This is a genomic window from Daejeonella sp. (assembly GCF_044342615.1).
Classification (GTDB): domain Bacteria; phylum Bacteroidota; class Bacteroidia; order Sphingobacteriales; family Sphingobacteriaceae; genus Daejeonella.
On the sequence record NZ_JBIIPN010000041.1, the window covers coordinates 1 to 20,219 of the forward strand.

Here is a 20,219-nt window from a genome sequence, read left to right on the forward strand (position 1 = left end):
TGCTGCTTTCCAAGCATTACTTGGTGTAAGCGTTTGACTCGCAAGCTTGAATGAACAAGCATCATTTGGATCAGTACCATCTAAGGCCTCTTGACCATCAGTTACTCCGTCTCCATCAGTATCTTTATTCGATGGATCGGTTTTAATACCCTTTGGATTAGCGGGAGTAGAAGGATCATCAATTCCTGTCTTCTCTTCCTCATTAGTCAATCCGTCACCATCACAGTCTGCTGCTTTCCAAGCATTACTTGGTGTAAGCGTTTGACTCGCAAGCTTGAATGAACAAGCATCATTTGGATCAGTACCATCTAAGGCCTCTTGACCATCCGTAACACCATCACCATCCGTATCCTTGTTCAATGGATCGGTGATTTTTCCATTTGGATTGGCTGGAGTTATAGGATCATCGACACCTGTTAACTCTTCGTTATTGGTTAAACCATCAATATCACAATCTAATGACTTCCAAGTAGTACTTACTTTGGTCAAATCTTGGCTTGAAGATTTGTAATCACATGGATCATTAGGATTAGTTAAATCAATTGCTTCTTGTATATCACTCACCCCATCCCCATCGCTATCAATAGGAGTTGAGGGTGGCGTAGTTAAAGCTGTAACAGTAATAGTTACCGTTGCCGAAGCGCAAATAATCCCTTGGCATACTTCATAAATAACTGTAACAGAAGTACCCTCTTCGCCAGTGGCAGGCGTATAAGTCATTTCGCCAGTAAGTGCATTAAAACTTACCGTACCTGAAGCTGTTCCACCAGTTTGAGTGATTGTATTTCCATCATTTGGCAGATAATCATCATTTGCTAAGATATTTAACACAAGAGGGGTACCTAATGTTGCATTTGCGCTATCATTTGTAGCTGTTGGTACGTTAGGATTTGGATCTGTATTATCTGGATTTCCATCACCGTCCGTATCCGGATTTAAAGGGTCCGTTCCACCTGTAATTTCAGTGCCATTACTTAAACCATCTCCATCACAATCTGCATTGTTCCATGTCGTGCCTTTCGATAGAGTGACATTTGTTAATACAAAATCGCATGGATCATTTGGATCAGTTAAATCAATAGCTTCTTGAGCATCTGTTACACCATCTCCATCGGTGTCTAAAGTAGTATTTATTACTACAACTAAAGATCGAACTGTAGAAATACAAGTAGCAGTTTTAGCAACAACTGAAATTGTTCCTCCCAAACTTCCAACTGTAGTAGTTATATCGGTAGTCGTCGAGATTCCCGTCCAGCCATTTGGTAAAGTCCAAGTATAAGTAATTGCATCAGGTACCGCTGTTATTGAATAAGTTTCTGTTGCATTGGCTAATACGCTCGCGCTACCCGTGATTGCTCCAGGTTGTGCTGGGGTTACATTCACTGTTACATTCAATGCTGTTCTTGCCGATTCAACCCCACTGACTGTTTGTGACACATAATACGTAGTCACTCCTGCGGTGGCTGTTGATGGAGTCGGTGCAGTAACACTTGATGTTCCGCCTGTTGCAACCGTGTACCAATTTAAGGTAGAACCACTAACACCTGTCGCTGTTAAAGCGACCGCTGTTTGACCTTGGCAATATGTTACTGCCGTAATTGTTGGTGCATTTGGCGCAAGTACTACAGCCAATGTTTGTGCGGGACTCACGCAACCTGCTGAACTAATTGCAACCACACTTACATTATAATTACCAATCGTTGTAGCTGTTGTTGTTGTAATGCTATTAGTTGTTGAGTTTCCACTCCAGCCATTCGGTAATGTCCAAGTGTACCTACTTGCGTTCGTTACTGCGGCTATCGAGTAGGTTTCTGTTGCATTGGCTGATACCGTTGTATTTCCACTGATTGCTCCAGGTTGTGCTGGAGTAACTGGTTGTGCATTGACTGTTACACTTGCAGTTGGTCCCACACAGCCATTCGCATTCTTGGCATAAACCGTGTAGGTTCCTGAGCTGACTCCCGTAAACACTCCTGTCGTATTTGTGTAGGTAAATCCATCTAAGCTATATGTCATTCCACTTTCTTTTGGTGAACTTACCGTGATGCTTCCTGTTGATAATATACATGTTGGTTGTGTCACACTTGCTACCACTTGAGCAGGCAATGGATTTACCGTAATGGTCAATTGTGAACTTATCGCATCGCAGCCATTCGCATCCACAACTTTTACATCAAAGACTCCTGAACTGCTTGTTGTAAATGTGCTCCCTGTTTGAGTGCTCATCTCAATACCACCTGTTCTCCATATGTAGCTAAATGGTGACTTGCCGGTTGCATTTGCACTTAGGGTGATTGTTGTGCCTTGACAAATACTTATCGAAGGTGGTACTGACAACGTAACTGTGGGTAATGGATTAACTGTTACTGATATTGGACATGATGTTGAAGAAACTGCTTGATCGGTAATAACTACTCGGTAATCGCCGCTTGATGAAGCATCATAAGACACGCCTATTCCATTGCTTGATACATTCGACCAGCCACTACCTGTGTTTATTTGCCACTGATAAGTTGGAGCGGTATAACCAGTAGGGTCAGCTTTGATAGTCACCACATTCCCTGCACAAACCATTGGTGAAATAGAGGTCGATACATTTGCTGGTGGAAGTATTTTTGTTATCGCTGATTCAGTGACACAAACACCATTATCTACTTTAACCGTATATGAACCTGCTGCTGTAGCATCATAGCTAGCTGTTGTTGCTTGGGCTCCTGTTAAAGGTACTCCATCCTTGTACCATTGGTAAGTTGCACCTGTAGCATTTGTACTAACTTGCAATTTAATTGGCGTTCCATTACATGAATTACCCATAGCCAAGACAGAACCTTGGGCGATTACAGCCGTTGGTGGAGTAATTACTGTTACTACTTCTGGAGAACTTAATACACTTTCACAGCCAAGTGCATTTTTCACTTTAACCGTGTAAGATCCTGATAGATAAGTTTGTAATGTTTGAGAAGTTGAACCTACAAGTAGCGCCCCATTTTTGTACCATTGGTAAGATGTTGCTGCACTTGAGCTTAAGGTAATTGCTGTCCCTGAACATACATTTGAGCCAGTACTTGTAATCGTAGGTGTTGGGAAAGGTATGCTATTCGAACACTTAACAGATGGATCTGTTCCATTTGAAGATTCAAGTCCATTGCTTTCTCCATCTCCATCACAATCTGCATTATTCCAGACGATCCCTTTAGATAAGGTAACATGGCTTGCGTCAAATTCACATGGGTTGTTAAGATTGGTACCATCTAAAATTTCTTGTGAATCTGGCACACCATCTCCATCAGTATCCAAGGTCATGTTAATAGTAACAACTAAGCTCTGTGCAGGGCTCACGCAACCTAAAGAACTTACGGCTACCACACTGATCGTGCCAGCAGATAAGCCCGCTGTTGCTGTGATGCTATTAGTTGTTGAGCTTCCACTCCAGCCATTTGGTAAAGTCCAAGTATAAGTACTTGCATCAGGTACCGCTATTATTGAATACACTTGATTAGATAAAGGAAGAATACTATTCGATCCAGATATAATTCCAGGTTGCGCTGGGGTTACGTTCACTGTTACATTCAAGGCTGTTCTTGACGACTCAACCCCATTTACTGTTTGTGATACGTAATATGTTGTCACTCCTGCTGTAGCTGTTGATGGTGTCGGTGCGGTAGCACTTGATGTTCCACCCGTAGCAACGGTGTACCAATTTAAGGTAGAACCACTAACTCCTGTCGCTGTTAATGCAACCGCTGTTTGACCTTGGCAATAAGTTACACCTGCTGCTGTTGGTGCAATTGGCGCAATGGCTACTGCCAATGTCTGTGCGGGGCTCACGCAACCCGCTGAACTACTTGCTACCACGCTGATCGTACCAGCCGATGAACCAATCGTTGCTGTGATGCTATTTGTTGTTGAAGTTCCGCTCCAACCATTTGGTAAAGTCCATGTATAAGTACTTGCATCAGGCACCGCTGTTATTGAATAAGTTTCTGTTGCATTCGCCAATACACTTGCTTTACCCGTGATGGCTCCAGGTTGTGCTGGAATTGCATTCACTGTTACATTCAATGCTGTTCTTGACGACTCAACTCCATTCACTGTTTGTGACACATAATACGTTGTCACTCCAGCTGTAGTTGTTGATGGTGTCGGTGCAGTAGCACTTGATGTTCCGCCTGTTGCAACCGTGTACCATTTCAAAGTAGAACCTGAAATTCCTGTCGCTGTTAAAGTAAGCGCTGTTTGCCCTTGGCAATACGCTACACCTGCTGCTGTTGGTGCGTTTACAATATTAGCACATGCAGATTTAACAGAATTATCTGTTGCATTTGTATAAGTTGATGTATAATTGATTGTTCCAACAGTAGAACCTTCATACGCATTTAATAAGCCATTTTTATTCGTATCTGTTCCTGATGGATAAACAACAGTACTAGAAGCGATAGTAGAACTACCTGCTTCAATGGCATCTGCACAGCCGTCTCCGTCTGAATCTAAATCCAAACTATTCGGAATACTATCATTATCTGTATCTGCACAAGGAGCTGTTGGAATAGTAAAGATATACGATGCAGAACGACCAGAATAATTAGCACTACCAATATACGTATTATCCTTAGTTGCATTAGAATAAGCGAAAGCATCCAATTTGTCGGTTTGAGTCGCCCAATTGCTACCTGCCAAAACAAAGTTAGCTGTACTGGTAGCATTATCGTCAATAATAAAGGTATTTATCCCATTTGTAATTAACATGGCGTCAGCCACTACATTGGTTCCACCAGAAGGAGTAATTGTAATAGTGATTTTGCCGTTAGCATCAGGTTGTACACCGGTTGCATTCAATAACTTCCAACCATTCACTCCTTCGAAAGTAAATGAGTTAGGAGCAACCGCTGCGGCAGCTTGATTAAGTGTAATAGACTGAGTTGTACTTCCTTTAACGCTAATAGGTACCGCAGTAGACCAACTGGTTGTAGCTCTGTTATAAGTATACGCTTTATAAGGAGCGGGCAAACACTCCGTCGTATCTAAAACACCATCATTGTCATCATCCAAATCAAATAAATTTGGAATGCCATCACCATCTGTGTCTAAACAAGCATTTATGGTGTTAATTAATGCATAATTAGTATAGGTTGAGGTATAGTTAATTGTACCTGAAGAAGTACCTTCATAATCTTCTAGCAAACCATTTGCGTTGGTATCTGTTCCAATAGGATAAGCTGTAGTACTTGTAGCCGTATACGAGCTATTTGCTTCAATTGCGTCTGCGCAACCATCTCCGTCAGAATCTAAATCTAATGTATTGATTATCCCGTCTGAATCCGTATCAGTACTACATGATGAAAGGGTAATTGCTGAGAAACCGATATCATCCACTTCCGCCCCGTCAGATCCAGCTATAAATTCAATTTGTAAAGCAGCAGAAGCAATAATCGCATTTGGAAGCATGATTTCTAAATTAGAAAGTGCTGACTTAGTAGATTCCGTAGAAACTATCTCAAGCTTGGTTAAATTTGAAGTAGCTCCATTAGCAACCGTAATTGTAGGCGCAAAACCATGGACAGTACCTGTATTGATTGTGGCATATGTTACACCATCCAATTTAAGATTTAAAATACCCGTCGAAATACTTCCTATCTCTGCAGTATTGTACCAATAAATATTTGAAAACCTAACTTTCAAATTAGCAGGCAGATTTGTAAAGCTTTTGGTAATCGTTGAAATAGTACTTTGGTCCCGACGAAATTCTAATCCAGAAGCGCTTAAATTAATTTTACCTACACTGGATGTCCAAGCACCAGAACTAGCAGAAGTTCCACCAACTGTCCATCCGGATAAGGTATTGGTATTTCCTCCCGTTGTTGGGAAAACTTGATTCAATACAACACCGCACTCGTTCACATCCAAAACACCATCGTTATCATCATCAATATCTACTATATCTGGATTTCCGTCCCCATCGGTATCTAGAGTTGTCCCCGCACTAATAGCTAAGGTTCGGTTAGGACTTGTGCAACCTTGAGCACTAACTGCTACGACGGCGATATGTCCTGATGAATTTCCAACAATTGCGGAAATACTATTGGTGGTAGATGTTCCAGTCCATCCATTAGGCAAAGTCCAAATATAAGATGTTGCATTAGGTACAGTAGCTATTGTATATGTTTGGGTCGTTCCAATTACAACGTTAACCGGACCAGAAATTACTCCAGGTTGTGCTGGATTTGCATAAACAGTTACTGTTAAGGCGGCTCTTCGCGACTGCACTCCGGCTACTGTTTGTGATACATAATAAGTTTTTGTACCTAGTGTTGCACTGGAAGGTGTAGGAGCGGTGGTGCTTGACGTACCCCCTGTAACAACGGTGTACCAATTTAAGGTAGATCCTGCGTCACCAGTAGCTGTTAAAGCAGAAGTTGTTTGACGTTGACACAAAGAAAGGTTACTTATAGTTGGTAAAGCTAAACAAACGGAATAAGCTCCATTCAATGCATCTGCATACGTAGAAGTATAGTTAATCGTTCCTGCGGTTGTGCCTTCATACACGTCTAATAAACCGTTTGTATTGGTATCAGCTCCTTGCGGATAAACGGTGGTGCTGGTAGCTGTTGTAGAACCACTTGCTTCAATAGCATCTGCGCAACCATCGCCGTCAGAATCTAAATCCAATGAATTTATTTTACCGTCATTATCTGTATCAATAAAACAAGATGAAAGGTTAATTGCTGAGAAACCGATATCATCCACATCAGAGATATGAGAAGCCGCAAGAAATTCGAATTGCAAGTCGCCAGAAGCAATAGCTGCATTTGAAAAAGTGATTTCTAAATTCGTTAGTGCTGATTTAGTCTTGGCCGTAGCAACATATGGTAAAGTAGCAAGATTTGAAACCGCTCCATTTGAGACAGTTATTGGAGGGGCGAAACCTTGATCAGTACCTGTATTAATTGTGGCATAAGTTACTCCGCCAAATTTAATATTCAAAATTGCTGTAGTAGTCGAACCGCTACTAAGGGTGTTCAACCAAAATATGTTGGACAATCTAATTTTTAGATTTGCAGGAACGTTTGTAAACGTTTTAGTAACCGTTGTAATTGTACTTTGATCACGTAAAAATTGTAAACCAGCAGAACTAAAATTAACTTTACCTACACCAGATGTCCAATCACCCGAAGTATTAGTGGTTCCATCTATTACCCAACCCCCAGTCAAGGAATTTTGATGACTCCCCGAAGTAGGAAAAACTTGATTGAATACAACACCACATTCTTCTTGTGTATCTAACACACCGTCATTGTCGTCGTCAATGTCAAGAGAATTAATAATTCCATCGCCATCTAAGTCGTCATTTGGTCCAGTCCCTCCAATGGTCTGCCCGCTCACAAAAAGTGAACAGGACACAAGCACCATAATAAAGAAGGATTTAAGCAAATTGATTTTAAGAGGTAATAAAGAAAATTTAGTCGTTGAAACAACTAAAAGCCTAGCAAAAGCCAAGTTGATTTGGTTTGTTTTTGATTGCATTTTCAATAGGTAGTAGAAAAATTTCAATAGTTATAGTAAATAAATGTATTAGATATACATTTTTGGGGCACTCGTTTTAATTAGGTCATTAACATGTGTATTGTTTTATTTCTTTAGAGCTTGCGCTCTTCTCAATTATTTATGTATTATATTTAATAAGCTTAAAAAGCACTTTAAATCTTAAGTATCGTTATTGGAAATAAAAAGCTTTTAAAGCCTGCCGTTTATTCCATTACAGTCATTTTAATATTTCAATTAATGATAAGAAAATATCAAATTAGGGTGCAAAGCTGTGAAGAATCCCAGCAAATTATTAGAAAGAGGACTACAAATCACTCCAGTTTTACGTTTGTGAACTCATTTAAATTTTTTAAATGAAAAAAATGTACTCTTTTTGAGAAATGGAACTCTGCCATTTTATGTATGGATGAATTCATTAAAAAATAACCAATATGATATTGTATTTATCAATTACTGCATTAATATTAAGTGTATTAATTGCCTATAACAACCATAAAAACAACAAAAACAGCTTTTGGCTCACCAGCTATCTTTTTGTTTTATGTATCTATAGCCTATTGCATTATTTCTTGTTTGAGGGTCATTCTGTATTCTCAATTGCTGTTTTATTCAAACATTTTTCTCCACTTTTTTATATTCCAGGTGCACTACTGTTTTTATATGTTAAAGGAACCCTAAAAAAAGAATGGAACTTCTCTAAACACGATCTTTGGCATTTTATACCTGCAATCATCGGATTTATAAATATTGCGCCATACTATTTTATCCCATTTGAAGAGAAATATAGAATCGCTGAAAAAATATTCGCCTACTCAAACTTTTCGGATGTAAGGAGTACTGCCTTAATTTACCCCTTTTACATTAGCGCTTTCATTAGATCAGTACTATTCAGTGCATATGTATTAGCTTGTATATCTCTATTATATAATTGCTGGAAAAAACATGCGGGCAAAAAGAATGAGGAAAATAGAACCACTCAGTTTAATTGGCTTTTATTTTTAGTTTCAAATGCAGTACTCTTAGCCATTTGCTTCAACTTCTTAACCATTGATGTTTATACAAATGAAATAGTAAATAAAGTATATGTTAATAATTATTTATTTACTGTTATTGCGGGACTAACATTTTCACTTATACCAGCAGTTATCATATTCTTCCCAAAAGTGCTTTATGGTATTACTAAATATGAATGCAAATCCGGAAATAATGAAAAAACAAAAAATACTTTAAGCGATAAAAGTCTATACCTCTTGGGTGCTAGAATTGTAGAGTATTTCGAAAATGATAAACCTTATTTAAATAAATCTTTTAGCTTAGATGATTTAGCAAACCACTTAGATGTCCCCAAACATCAACTCTATGCTTGCCTTAAAACCTGCCTTAACAAAAAATTTACGCAACTAAGAACAAGTTATAGAATAGAATATGCTAAAAAACTACTTTTAGAAAGCGATCTCGATTCAAAAACATTACAAGGAGTATGGATGGAATCTGGTTTTTCTTCTAAGACAAATTTTTTTACGACATTTAAAGAAGAAACTGGTCTTACACCCACAGAATATATATTGTTAGAAAATAACATTCAATAAAAAATGGTCTACTATTTTTCATTATTTACACTCGCACTTTGCACCGTTCTTTTTACTTATAATTCAAAGGTTAATCGTAATATCTTATACCTATTAGGCTTTTTAATCCCATTAGCCATTTATGGCATTTTGCATCATCTCGTTTTCTTTAATGATTCGGCTTATAAACTTGCGCTAATTAACGTGCAATTAATGCCAATTTACTATTTAATAGGGCCTATGCTCTATTTTTATATAAGAAATACTATCAACGACAATTATCTCTTAACTAAAAAAGATCTTATTCATTTCATCCCATTTACTATGGGATTAATATCAGTCTTACCTTATATATTTCAAAATTTTGAGTATAAATTAGATGTCGCACAAAACTATATCTCTAATCCCGGTAGCATAAAAACATTTTATGTGTATTCGCTATACCCCAACCATATAAATGTTATAGCACGTCCCCTTCTATTATTTGGCTACAGTATAACTTGCATGATATTGATTTGGCGATATTCTAATCTCAAAAGCAAACAGTCGCCAATTGCTCAAAAGCAACTAATAACGAAATGGCTAATCTCCTTATCCATAATTTCATTTTTAGTTGCAGTTCTTTATCTATCCATGACTTATATATTCTTCAAAACAGAGAATTTTAAAAAAGACGTCTTTAACCAATTAACCATAAGCTCTTATACAGGAATAGCTTATGCTATTATTCCTATAATGATGCTAATCTTCCCAGGAATTTTATACGGTATTCCTCTAGCTGCTTCTCAAAATGAAAATGAAGAAAATCAAATTTTAGAAATTAAAAACCCTACACCAGAAGACTTAAAAAGCGATGATTTAACCACATCTCAGCTAATAGACCCTCTTACAAATACAGCTAAAAGAATTTTGGAATATTTTGAAAAAAATAAACCCTACCTCAACACTGAATTTAGTATCGATGATATTGCTGAAGAGTTAAATATCCCTAAACATCATGTGGGATATTGCTTTACTAATATCATCAAAACAAAATTTACTTCCATTAGAAACGATTTTAGAATCGAACATGCCAAACGTCTTTTACTCTCTCCGCAGGTAGATATTATGACTGTTGAAGGTATTGGCTTTGAATCTGGATTCGCCTCCAAATCAAGCTTTTTTTCCGTATTTAAAGAATCCACAGGACTATCCCCTTTCGATTATATGAAACAACATAAAAATCAAGGCAGCTATCGTAAATTTCCTAAAAACCACTCAAAAACTTCAATAAACTAGAAGTGATTGGATTCAATTAACTGGAGCAAAGAACAAGGAACAAAGAGTAAAGACAAAAAATCTTTAACCAGCACATTCGTAATTCAAATATCTGATAACTGTCAACTGACAACTAATAACCAATTCTAGAGCAAAGAGTAAAGACAAAAAATCTTTAACCAGCACATTCGTAATTCAAATATCTGATAACTGATAACTGACAACTGTCAACTGATAACTACCAACCGATAACCAATTCTAAAGCAAAGAGAAAAGACAAAAAATCTTTAACCAGCACATTCGCAATTCAAATATCTGACAACTGTCAACTGATAACTACCAACTGTCAACTGATAACTACCAACCGATAACCAATTCTAGAGCAAAGAGAAAAGACAAAAAATCTTTAACCAGCACATTCGCAATTCAAATATCTGACAACTGTCAACTGATAACTACCAACTGATAACCACCTACTCTACTTTCAAGAAATTTTCTTATAATTAAACTATGAAATTTAATTTAAAATATTTCCTATTAGCAATGGCTTTGCTGTGGGTAAGCAACACTAGTGCTCAACTTAAAGCACGCGATTCAAAAATGGATTGGTTTGAAAATGCTCGTCTTGGAATTTTCATACACTGGGGAATATATTCGGTAAATGGCATTCCCGAATCTTGGTCTTTTTTCAATAATTATATCAGTTATGAGGATTATATGAAGCAGTTAAATGGCTTCAATGCCTCTAATTATGATCCTGAACTATGGGTTAACTTTATTAAGGAGAGTGGTGCTGGATATGCTGTAATTACCTCTAAACACCATGACGGTGTGGCATTGTGGGATTCAAAAATGGGAGGTATCAATACAATAAAAGATAGCAAAGCTGGGAAAGATCTTCTCACACCATTTGTGAAGGCTTTAAAGAAATCAGGATTAAAAACTGGTATTTATTATTCGCTTCCTGATTGGAGTTATCCAGATTATGATGTAATGACCCGTGAGGTAAAACGATACGCATTAAAATCAGAGCCTGAGCGTTGGGTGAAATTTCAAAATTATTTTACGGGACAACTAAAGGAGCTTTCTGAGCAGTACAATCCAGATTTATACTGGTTTGATGGTGATTGGGAGCATAATGCACAGGAATGGAGATCAGCGGAAGTGCAACAAATGCTTCAAAAAAGAAACCCAGGTGTGATTGTTAACTCTCGATTAAACGGTTTTGGTGACTATGCTACTCCAGAGCAGGGAGTACCAGTTGTACGTCCGAGTGCGCCTTATTGGGAACTATGTTTAACCATGAATGATTCATGGGGCTATGTACAACATGATAAAAATTATAAAACATCTAATCAGGTAATTCGCACCTTCATCGACTGTGTAGCTAATGGTGGTAATTTATTATTAGATATCGGACCGAAACCAGATGGCACTATCCCTGCCGAACAAGTAAAAATCCTTCAAGATCTTGGTGCATGGAACAAAAAACATGCAGAAGCCCTTTTTGGGACAAGAGCGGGTATATGTGGCGCCAACTATCAAGGAAAATCGACTATTAGTGCTGATGGAAAGACTATTTATGCATTTGTAGAAAATATTCCAACAGCAGATGTAGAGATACGGAACCTAGCTCGGCATCCTAAAAAAGTTCGTGTTTTAGGCAGCAATACCGATTTAAAACATAAATATGATGCATCTACTGGGATAACTTATATTTCAATCAAGAAAAATCAATTAGATCCTACAGTTTCAGTAATTGCCTTAGAATTTGAAGAAAAAGCGGAGTTTTTAAAGGAAGTACCTAAAGTAAATTACAATAATTTACTTAAAAGCTTAGCTAAAAACATTGATACTAGTCCCCTACCCCTAATTCACGCTCTAGCAAACGATAGCTGGATGGGTGATTTTTCATTCAAAGCTCAGTTAGCTCAAATTAAGCCCCAGGAGCCAACCGAATCTAAATTACTAGAAGATGTCAATAACTGGACAAAGAAGCATGCAGAGGCCATTACAGGCTCTAGCGGACTACCTCAAGGCTATTATGATGGTTTCAGCAGCTTATCACCCGATAAACAAACTCTATATTTATTCGTAGATGGGAAACCAAATGGGCCATTGCAGATTAAAGGGATAAAAAACAAAATCAATCGCATCCGAATTGTAGGTAACGGCACTTTATTAACCCATCAAATTCTTAACAAACAATATTGGAGCGAAGTCCCAGGTATGCTTTACATCCCTGTTCCAGAAGATCAGCTGGATGCAAAAATGACTATTATAGCAGTTTTATTGGATAAGCCTTTGAGTTTACATCAGGAGGAGATAAAGCCTATTGAGAGTAATTAAGTAGATTATGAACTTAAATATATGCTTTAAGAGAAAAAAATAAATAGATTAATGCTCTGATTTTAAAAGACTCAGGAATAATTTAAAAAGATACTCTAGACTTTAATTACAATTTTATATCCATAAAAAAAGGCTGCTAAATAAAATTTAGCAGCCTTTTTTATATTAGATTTCGACTATTTTTTAGCCCACCAAAGTGGAGTTAAAACTTCATCTCCTCCTGCTCCTAAAAATCCAACAGCTTGAGCATATCCTTTAGCATTGCTGTTTTTCAGCCCTGAAGGATATCTTAACCTTTGTGGGAAATTTTTAACACTTGCAGTCATAAAATTAGCAGCTGTTAAGTTTGGTAAGGTAACCAATGCATTTTCAACTGCTGGATTTTCAAAGAATGGAAGTCCAAGTCTACGGTGATCACTCCATGTTTCTAAAGGTAACCATGGTGTTTGAGCAATAAACTTTTGCGTAATAATTTTGGTTAATAAATCATTTTTAACTGAACCAGACTTATAAATGGTATTCTCTGGGTATTTAATTTGAGCAGTTCCATCTGCATTTGTGTAACCATCTTTAAAAGTCATAGTACGTGATGCAGGAGGCTCAGTAGTATGATCCCAACTTACAGAGGTACCAGCATTATTAAAGTCAGTAGATGCTAAGTAAGCAGCGCTTTGACCACCAAGACCCCAATAGTCAAGATTAGCTTTAACACCAGCTTCGTAGGCTACTTTAGCAGTCATAGGAGTTGCCCAACCACGTAAAGCTCCTTCAGCAACTAAGAAATAAGTTTCCCAGTTAGCAAAGAAAATTCTTGAACTAGCACTTGTTCTAAATTCATTGGATGTACGAGGCATAGTACCATTAAATGATCTAACGTTATTTCTAGATCCTGGAACACCCCAATCGCCTGGTGCATAACCATTCCATGAATATTTAGCATCAATGGTTTTTATTGCACTTGTACCATCTGTAAGCGTACGAACAGTAGTTTTTGCTGTATTATCCCATGATGGATAGCTATTGAAGTTTGGATTAGCAAAATCGCCAGGAATAATAAAAGCTTTAAATGCTCTTGGATCTACCTTACTTGGCAAACCATCTAACCAATATCCTGCAAAAGGATCATTAGTTTTAGTTGTAAAATGGTCTTGTAAACGCAAACCAATATAATTATCTGGTTTAACAGAAGGTTGTAAAGCAACTCCTACTTGACTAGTAGAAGAAATTCCACCTAAATTATAAGTTAGATTACGGTAAGTTGCACTCATAATTTGCGCATTCCACTCTCTACTCATCACACCTGTTAATGCATCCCAACCATTACGCTCAGTAACCTTAAAGGTTTGATTTGCATCGGTTAATAAAACATCTTTTGCTGCATCTTCGAATTCTAATTTTGCTTTTGCTGCATCTACCTCAGACAAGCGCATAGCCAATCTCAAGCGCAGAGAATTAGCATATCTTTTCCACTTATTATAATCATATTGAAAAGCAGGATCTTGTTTTTTAACAGCATCTGGATTTACAACAGCTAAATCTAAGCTTGCACTAGCTTCTTTTAGCTCACTAAGTAAGTGATAGTAAACATCTTTCTCACTTGAAAACTCAGGATTTGTTCCTTGAAAGCTATTAACAGGAATCGGACCGAAGTTATCAGACAATTCACTCATCAAATATGCTCGCCAAATTCTTGCAACTTGTACTAAATTTTTTGTGTATAATTTATTTGTGCCTTTGGCTATTTGCTCATTTCCAACTTGAATAGCTGAATTTGCTGTATTTAACCAACTACCCATATAACCATTATAATAGTCGGAAGACCATCCATCGTTATAGCCACCAGTTGAAATACCACCACCTAATTGTTGGCGACCCGCGGTTTTCCAATAAAGGATAAACACACGTTCTGCAATGTGTGGATCCATTTGTGAGCCAACAATACTGTTGTTAATAAAATAATCAACTTGAACCTGATCAGCATTTGCGGCCAAAGGGTTAGTATTAATTTCATCGAATTTATTACATGATGATGCCATTACCAAAACGGTAACTAACAGCCATATACCTTTATATCTATTTTTCATCTTTGTTTATTTTTTAAATATTAAGAAAAATCATGATTTACTAATTCTAAATTACAATTATAAAACCATAATGTTTTCGTTTCCTTATTTTACATTTAAAATCCTAATGCAAGGTTAATTAAGAAGGTACGCATAGTCGGTAAACCCGCGTTTTCAAATCCAGTTGCATTGCCACTTGTTGCATATACCGATTCTGGATCAATCCCATTCATGTGGCTCTTTATTAACCAAACATTATTACATGAAACTCCAATTTTCGCATTCTTAATAGGCTTATTAGCCAAAAACTTCGGAGAGAAAGCATAGCTTAATTGAACATTTCTCAAACGTACATTACTTGCATCATAGATGTTAGCTTCTGAAATACCTAGGTTATTTGCAGTTGCCACACCTAACCAATACTGCTGAGGTGTAACTTGCTTTGTGTTAGCAACATAACCACCGCTACCATTGCTTATTACACCAGGAACTACAAAGCTTTCTCTTAAACCATTCGGTGCAGTAACATTTGAAGTTCCACGAGCTTGCATTGCAACATGTGTAGCAGAAAATATTTCACCACCAATTCTTGCATCTACTAGGAAGGAAAGTCCAAATCCTTTGTATTCAAAATTATTTGTAAAACCAATTAGAGCTGTAGCCTGTTGATTTCCCAATTTAACAATTTCAGGATCACGGGTAGGAATTCCATCTGCATTTAACAAAATTTGATTAAAGAATGGACTCTTTACATCTTTCACTCTTGAATACTTTGTGCCATAAATTTCACCGTATTTTTCTCCAACTACTGCTAATACAGATAAATCATCGAAACCACCTAGCATGTATCTGTTAACCCCTTCAGATAATTCTTCAACTGTATTGTTGTTGCGAGAATAATTAAATGAAGTAGTCCAGTTAAAACCATTTGGCTTACCAAGTACTTTACCATCAATTACCAATTCTATACCTGTATTTTGAATATCACCGGCATTAACTTTTTTAGCGGTATAACCACTTAAAGCATCCATTGGCAAATCAATCAACTGACGAGTAGCATTTGTTTTGTAATAAGATAAATCTAAACCAATACGGCCTTGTAAGAATCTCATTTCTGTTCCTAATTCAAGTGAATTGATTAGCTCACTACGTACATTTGGATCCAAAAGAATATTGTTTCTTCCTGCAGTAGTATTACCATTAGGATCTTTACCTATGTTAAAAGTATTTAGCAATTGGTATGGCGCAAGGTCATTACCAACTTGTGCATAAGATGCTCTTAACTTACCAAAACTGAACCAATTAGGCAAAGTTGTACCCATTGAAGTTAACATATCTGAGAATACATAAGATAAACTAACTGAAGGATAAAAGAAAGAACGATTTTCTCTGCTTAATGTAGAAGACCAATCGTTTCTAAAAGTAGCATCTAAGAAAAGATAGTCATCATAACTGATTTGAGCGCTACTGTAAACGGAATTAATTCTACGTTTTGAAACACCTTCGCTCACACCAGCAGGGCTCACACCATTGTTAAGTGAAAACAAATTTGGAACCACTAAAAGTCCAACGCTAGAGCTTAATGAAGAAAAATCTGTTTGCATTAAGTTTCCACCAATAGAAAGCATACCACCGAACTTACCAATGATATTATCTTTTCTTGCTGAAATCAAAGTACTAAGATTTCTTTCAGAAAACGTTTGCTTACCTATACCATAACGTCCTGTAGGTGCAATCGGACTACCACTAAATACATTAGATTGTGTACTAGTTGTATATAAGTCAGCACCACCTTTTACTTCAGCATTTAACCAACTGTTGAAGTTATACTTAACCGATCCATTAATAATAAAACGATCTCTAGTATCTTGATTCAAATTATATAAATTACTCCAATATGGATTTACTTGGCTACCAGCTCCATCAAACCAAAGCATGTTTCCCGCATTGTTTTTAGCGTTTTTAAATTCTGTAATGTCCATCGAGCGAGGTAACATATACAGAGTGTAAGCACTGCTATTATCTCTACCACCAATTGGTCTATTATTAGCTTTTGTATTACTATACTGAACTTTCGTATCTGTTACCCAACGATCATTAGCTCCAAATTTACTAACAGCTCTAGCAGTAAGGTTATTACGTAAAAGTTTAGTCCCTTGTACAATACCTTCATCCTCTAAACGATTAAATGAGGTATAAATAGAAGTACTTTTATACATCTGCTGAAAAGATATGCTATTATTCATATTGGCTCCTTGCTGCATAAAATTGTCAACATTGTCGTAAGTTGCTAAACCAACTTGCTTACCATTCCAATTTGTAACCGTCTGACCTGTAGCTTTTGGTCCCCAGCTACTTACTGAATTAGCATTGTATGTATTATCATTACCTTGTCCGAATGAATTTTGAACCTCAGGGTTAGTAAAGATATTTGACATTCCATAAGAGCTAGAAACGGTAATTCCTAAGCCATCTTGCTTACGTCCAGACTTTGTAGTAATTAAAATTACACCATTACCTGCTCTTGAACCATATAATGCTGCTGCTGATGGGCCTTTTAATACGGATAGAGTTTCAATGTCATCTGGATTGATATCAGCTATACCATTACCCATATCTAATGATCTGTTCCAATAGCCATTGTCCGGTGCACCAGTAAAGTTATCAATTGGCACGCCGTCTACAACGATTAGAGGCTGATTATTCCCTGTTAGTGAATTACTACCACGAAGTAATATCTTAGAAGAACCTGCAGGTCCATCACTAGAGCGGATTACTTGTAAACCAGCAACTTTTCCAGAAAGAGTATTTGCTAAGTTAGGTTCTTTAGCAGAGACTAAAGTCTCTCCCTTAACTTCTTGTACTCCATAGCCTAATGATTTTTTCTCTCTCTTAATACCTAATGCAGTAATAACCACTTCACCCAACTCACTATCAGATGAAACAAGAGTTACATTGATTGTTTGTTGATTTCCGACTAAGATTTCTTGCCTTGCAGACCCAATCATTGTAAAGACGAGGACGTCTGTCGGATTAGCAGAAATAGAAAATTTACCCTGAGCATCTGTCTGGGTGATTGTTTTTGTGCCTTTAACGGCAACTGTAACACCAGGAACTGGTGCCGAGCTCTCCATAACCGTTCCGGTAATGGTTTTTTGTGCAAATGCAGTAATGCTCATTAATGTGAGCATTATCACACTTAAACACATCAAGTAGTGTTTTTTCATGTTTGGGTTGTTTAAATTGTTGTTAATTATTTATTTGTATTAGGGTGTTGCTTGTTTTTGTTTTTGGATGAACCTTATCATAATGTTCCATTACTAATGCTGCAGCGCCATAAAGCTCTGCTAGTGATCCAAGTGTTGATATTTCTGTATTAAGATTTTCAGCTATTTTAGGGATGCAATGCTCATTTAAAGCTTGTTGAATCGGAGTTGTCCAAAGCTTGCCACCTACTGAGCCCCTTCCGCTTAAAATAATGGTTTTAGGGTTTAATATATGAACCAAAATGGCAATACCTCTACCGATATTATATCCTGCTTCCGAGATAAGTTCAACAGCAAATGTATCACCTTGAATTGCGGCATTTAAAATTAACTCAGCAGCTTCTTCTATATTTTCAGGATTTAGATTTTTAAGAATACTTGGTTTACCCTGACTAAGCCCCCTCATTGCCTTTTCTACAACAACCAATAGGGAAGTTTCAGTCTCGAGGCAGCCCATTTTGCCACAGCTGCAAATTTTATTATTTGTAAATAAGGGTATATGACTTAGTTCGCCTGCTAGGCCATCATTACCTCGGTAAAGCTTTTTATTGAGAATCATACCCAAGCCAATACCCCACCCAATATTCACCACCATGACGTTTTGTTTGCCTTGGGCAGCCCCAATTTTAAATTCGGCTAAAGCTATTAAGCTGGAGTCGTTGTCGATAGATACAGGAAGCTTAGTAATCTTTTCGAGAATACTCACGATACTTCCCTCTTGTACTTTTAAGAAGGAGTGGTTTATTCCCTTTTCTGAATCTACAAACCCTGGCATTCCAATCCCAATTCCTGCAATTTTATTTTTTGGTATTCCTGAGTCTAAAATAAATTGATTTAAATGCTCAGCTAGCTCAATAATTAATTTTGGTCGATTGCTAAGAATAAAGTCTAACTCCCTTATTTCACCTACAAAATTATTTTCCATATTAAGTAAAGAAATACGGGTTGTTAGCTGATCCATTGCCACAGCTACAACATACATTAAGTCAGGTTTTAGAGAAAATAATTGAGGACAACGACCGCCAGTAGAATGTGCGTATCCTGCGGCAAGGACTGACCCCTCATTCACTAATTCATTAATAGCCTTTGATGTTATTTGAAGATTTTTTTGAGCAATCGCACTTAAATCTGCACTTGAAAGGGTGCCTCCAAAGTACAAGCTCTTTATTAAGTTTTTCTTAAATAAATATCTCTTTTCAGACATCTTATTAATCAGGAGTGAATTTTAATTATTTCAATAAATGAAGTTAAGACTTTTAATCAATTTTAATAAACTTTTTATTTTTTTATTAGAAGTCTGGGAATAGTTTCAGGTTGAATACAATTGGAAAGCTTATTTCTTGGCTTAATTTGGTGTAGGTGGTTAGTGGGTTAGGTGGTTAGATTATCGACATCTGTTACCCAGTGGCTGAGGTTGTCGAAGCCAGAGAGAGTTTGTCAGTTGTCAGTTATCAGTTATCAGGCTAACGACATACGTTACCCGGTGGCTGAGGTTGTCGAAGCCAGAGAGAGAGTTTGTCAGTTGTCAGTTATCAGTTATCAGGCTAACGACATACGATACCCGGTGGCTGAGGTTCTCGAAGTCAGTTATCAGTTGTCAGGCTAGAAATCTGAAATGCTGTATTTTGTCTTTGCTCCTTATTCCTTGCTATAATTAGAAGGTTAGGTGGGTAATTATTAGATTATCAGGCTTAAGACATCTGTTGCCCGGTGGCTGCGGTACTTGAAGCTAGATTTTTGAAAGCAGGCTGGCGACATCAGGAAATCAATTAAAATTGGCTCCCGCAGATTTTCGCGGATCAGCGCAGAGCAAATCTGCGGAATCTGCGGGAGAAATAATTTATACGCTGGCTGAGGTTCTCGAAGCCAGGTGACTGAGGTTCTCGAAGCCAGGTGACTGAGGTTCTCGAAGCCAGGTTAACAACATCTGAAGTACTAATGTGCTAGTTATTTTTTGTCTTTACTCCTAGTTCATTGTTCTTTGATCCAGTTGGTTAGGTGGTTAGTAATTATTTGGTTAGGCTAACCACATCTGAAATACTTTTGTCTTTGCTCTTTAATCCTTCTCCGCAATCACAAAAATCAAATAAATCATAGTTCAGATAGCTGTCCTTGCTCCTTATTCCCTCCTCCTATCATTAACTAACAACTATCTGCCTTTCAATGTAGCATAC

The 20,219-nt window shown here is 37.3% G+C and carries 7 protein-coding genes; 3 read left to right on the forward strand and 4 right to left on the reverse strand.

What is annotated here, in order from left to right:
• Positions 1–7,407: Ig-like domain-containing protein (locus ACIQ0D_RS05380; RefSeq protein ID WP_395803534.1), on the reverse strand; the 7,407-nt coding region annotated here is incomplete at its 3' end.
• Between the two features lie 566 nt (positions 7,408–7,973).
• Between ACIQ0D_RS05380 and ACIQ0D_RS05385 the strand changes: the two genes are divergently transcribed.
• From ACIQ0D_RS05385 to ACIQ0D_RS05395, 3 genes are all read left to right on the forward strand, one after another.
• A complete protein-coding gene (locus tag ACIQ0D_RS05385) occupies positions 7,974–9,131 on the forward strand; it encodes a helix-turn-helix domain-containing protein (protein WP_395803535.1) in 1,158 nt (385 codons plus the stop codon).
• Between the two features lie 3 nt (positions 9,132–9,134).
• Complete coding sequence (locus ACIQ0D_RS05390) at positions 9,135–10,388, forward strand: helix-turn-helix domain-containing protein (protein WP_395803536.1); 1,254 nt, start codon at positions 9,135–9,137, stop codon at positions 10,386–10,388.
• A 489-nt stretch (positions 10,389–10,877) separates the two neighbouring features.
• Positions 10,878–12,716 (forward strand): alpha-L-fucosidase, encoded by a 1,839-nt coding sequence (locus ACIQ0D_RS05395; protein WP_395803537.1) that lies wholly within the window; start codon positions 10,878–10,880, stop codon positions 12,714–12,716.
• Positions 12,717–12,892: 176 nt separating this feature from the next.
• Here the strand turns inward: ACIQ0D_RS05395 and ACIQ0D_RS05400 are convergent, their stop codons facing one another.
• From ACIQ0D_RS05400 to ACIQ0D_RS05410, 3 genes are all read right to left on the reverse strand, one after another.
• Positions 12,893–14,800, reverse strand: coding sequence for a SusD/RagB family nutrient-binding outer membrane lipoprotein (locus tag ACIQ0D_RS05400; RefSeq protein ID WP_395803538.1), 1,908 nt, complete (start codon positions 14,798–14,800; stop codon positions 12,893–12,895).
• Positions 14,801–14,895: 95 nt separating this feature from the next.
• A complete protein-coding gene (locus ACIQ0D_RS05405) occupies positions 14,896–18,006 on the reverse strand; it encodes a SusC/RagA family TonB-linked outer membrane protein (protein ID WP_395803539.1) in 3,111 nt (1,036 codons plus the stop codon).
• A gap of 22 nt (positions 18,007–18,028) precedes the next feature.
• On the reverse strand, positions 18,029–19,249 hold the full coding sequence (locus tag ACIQ0D_RS05410) for an ROK family protein (RefSeq protein ID WP_395803540.1): 1,221 nt from the start codon (positions 19,247–19,249) through the stop codon (positions 18,029–18,031).
• Positions 19,250–20,219 lie beyond the last annotated feature (970 nt).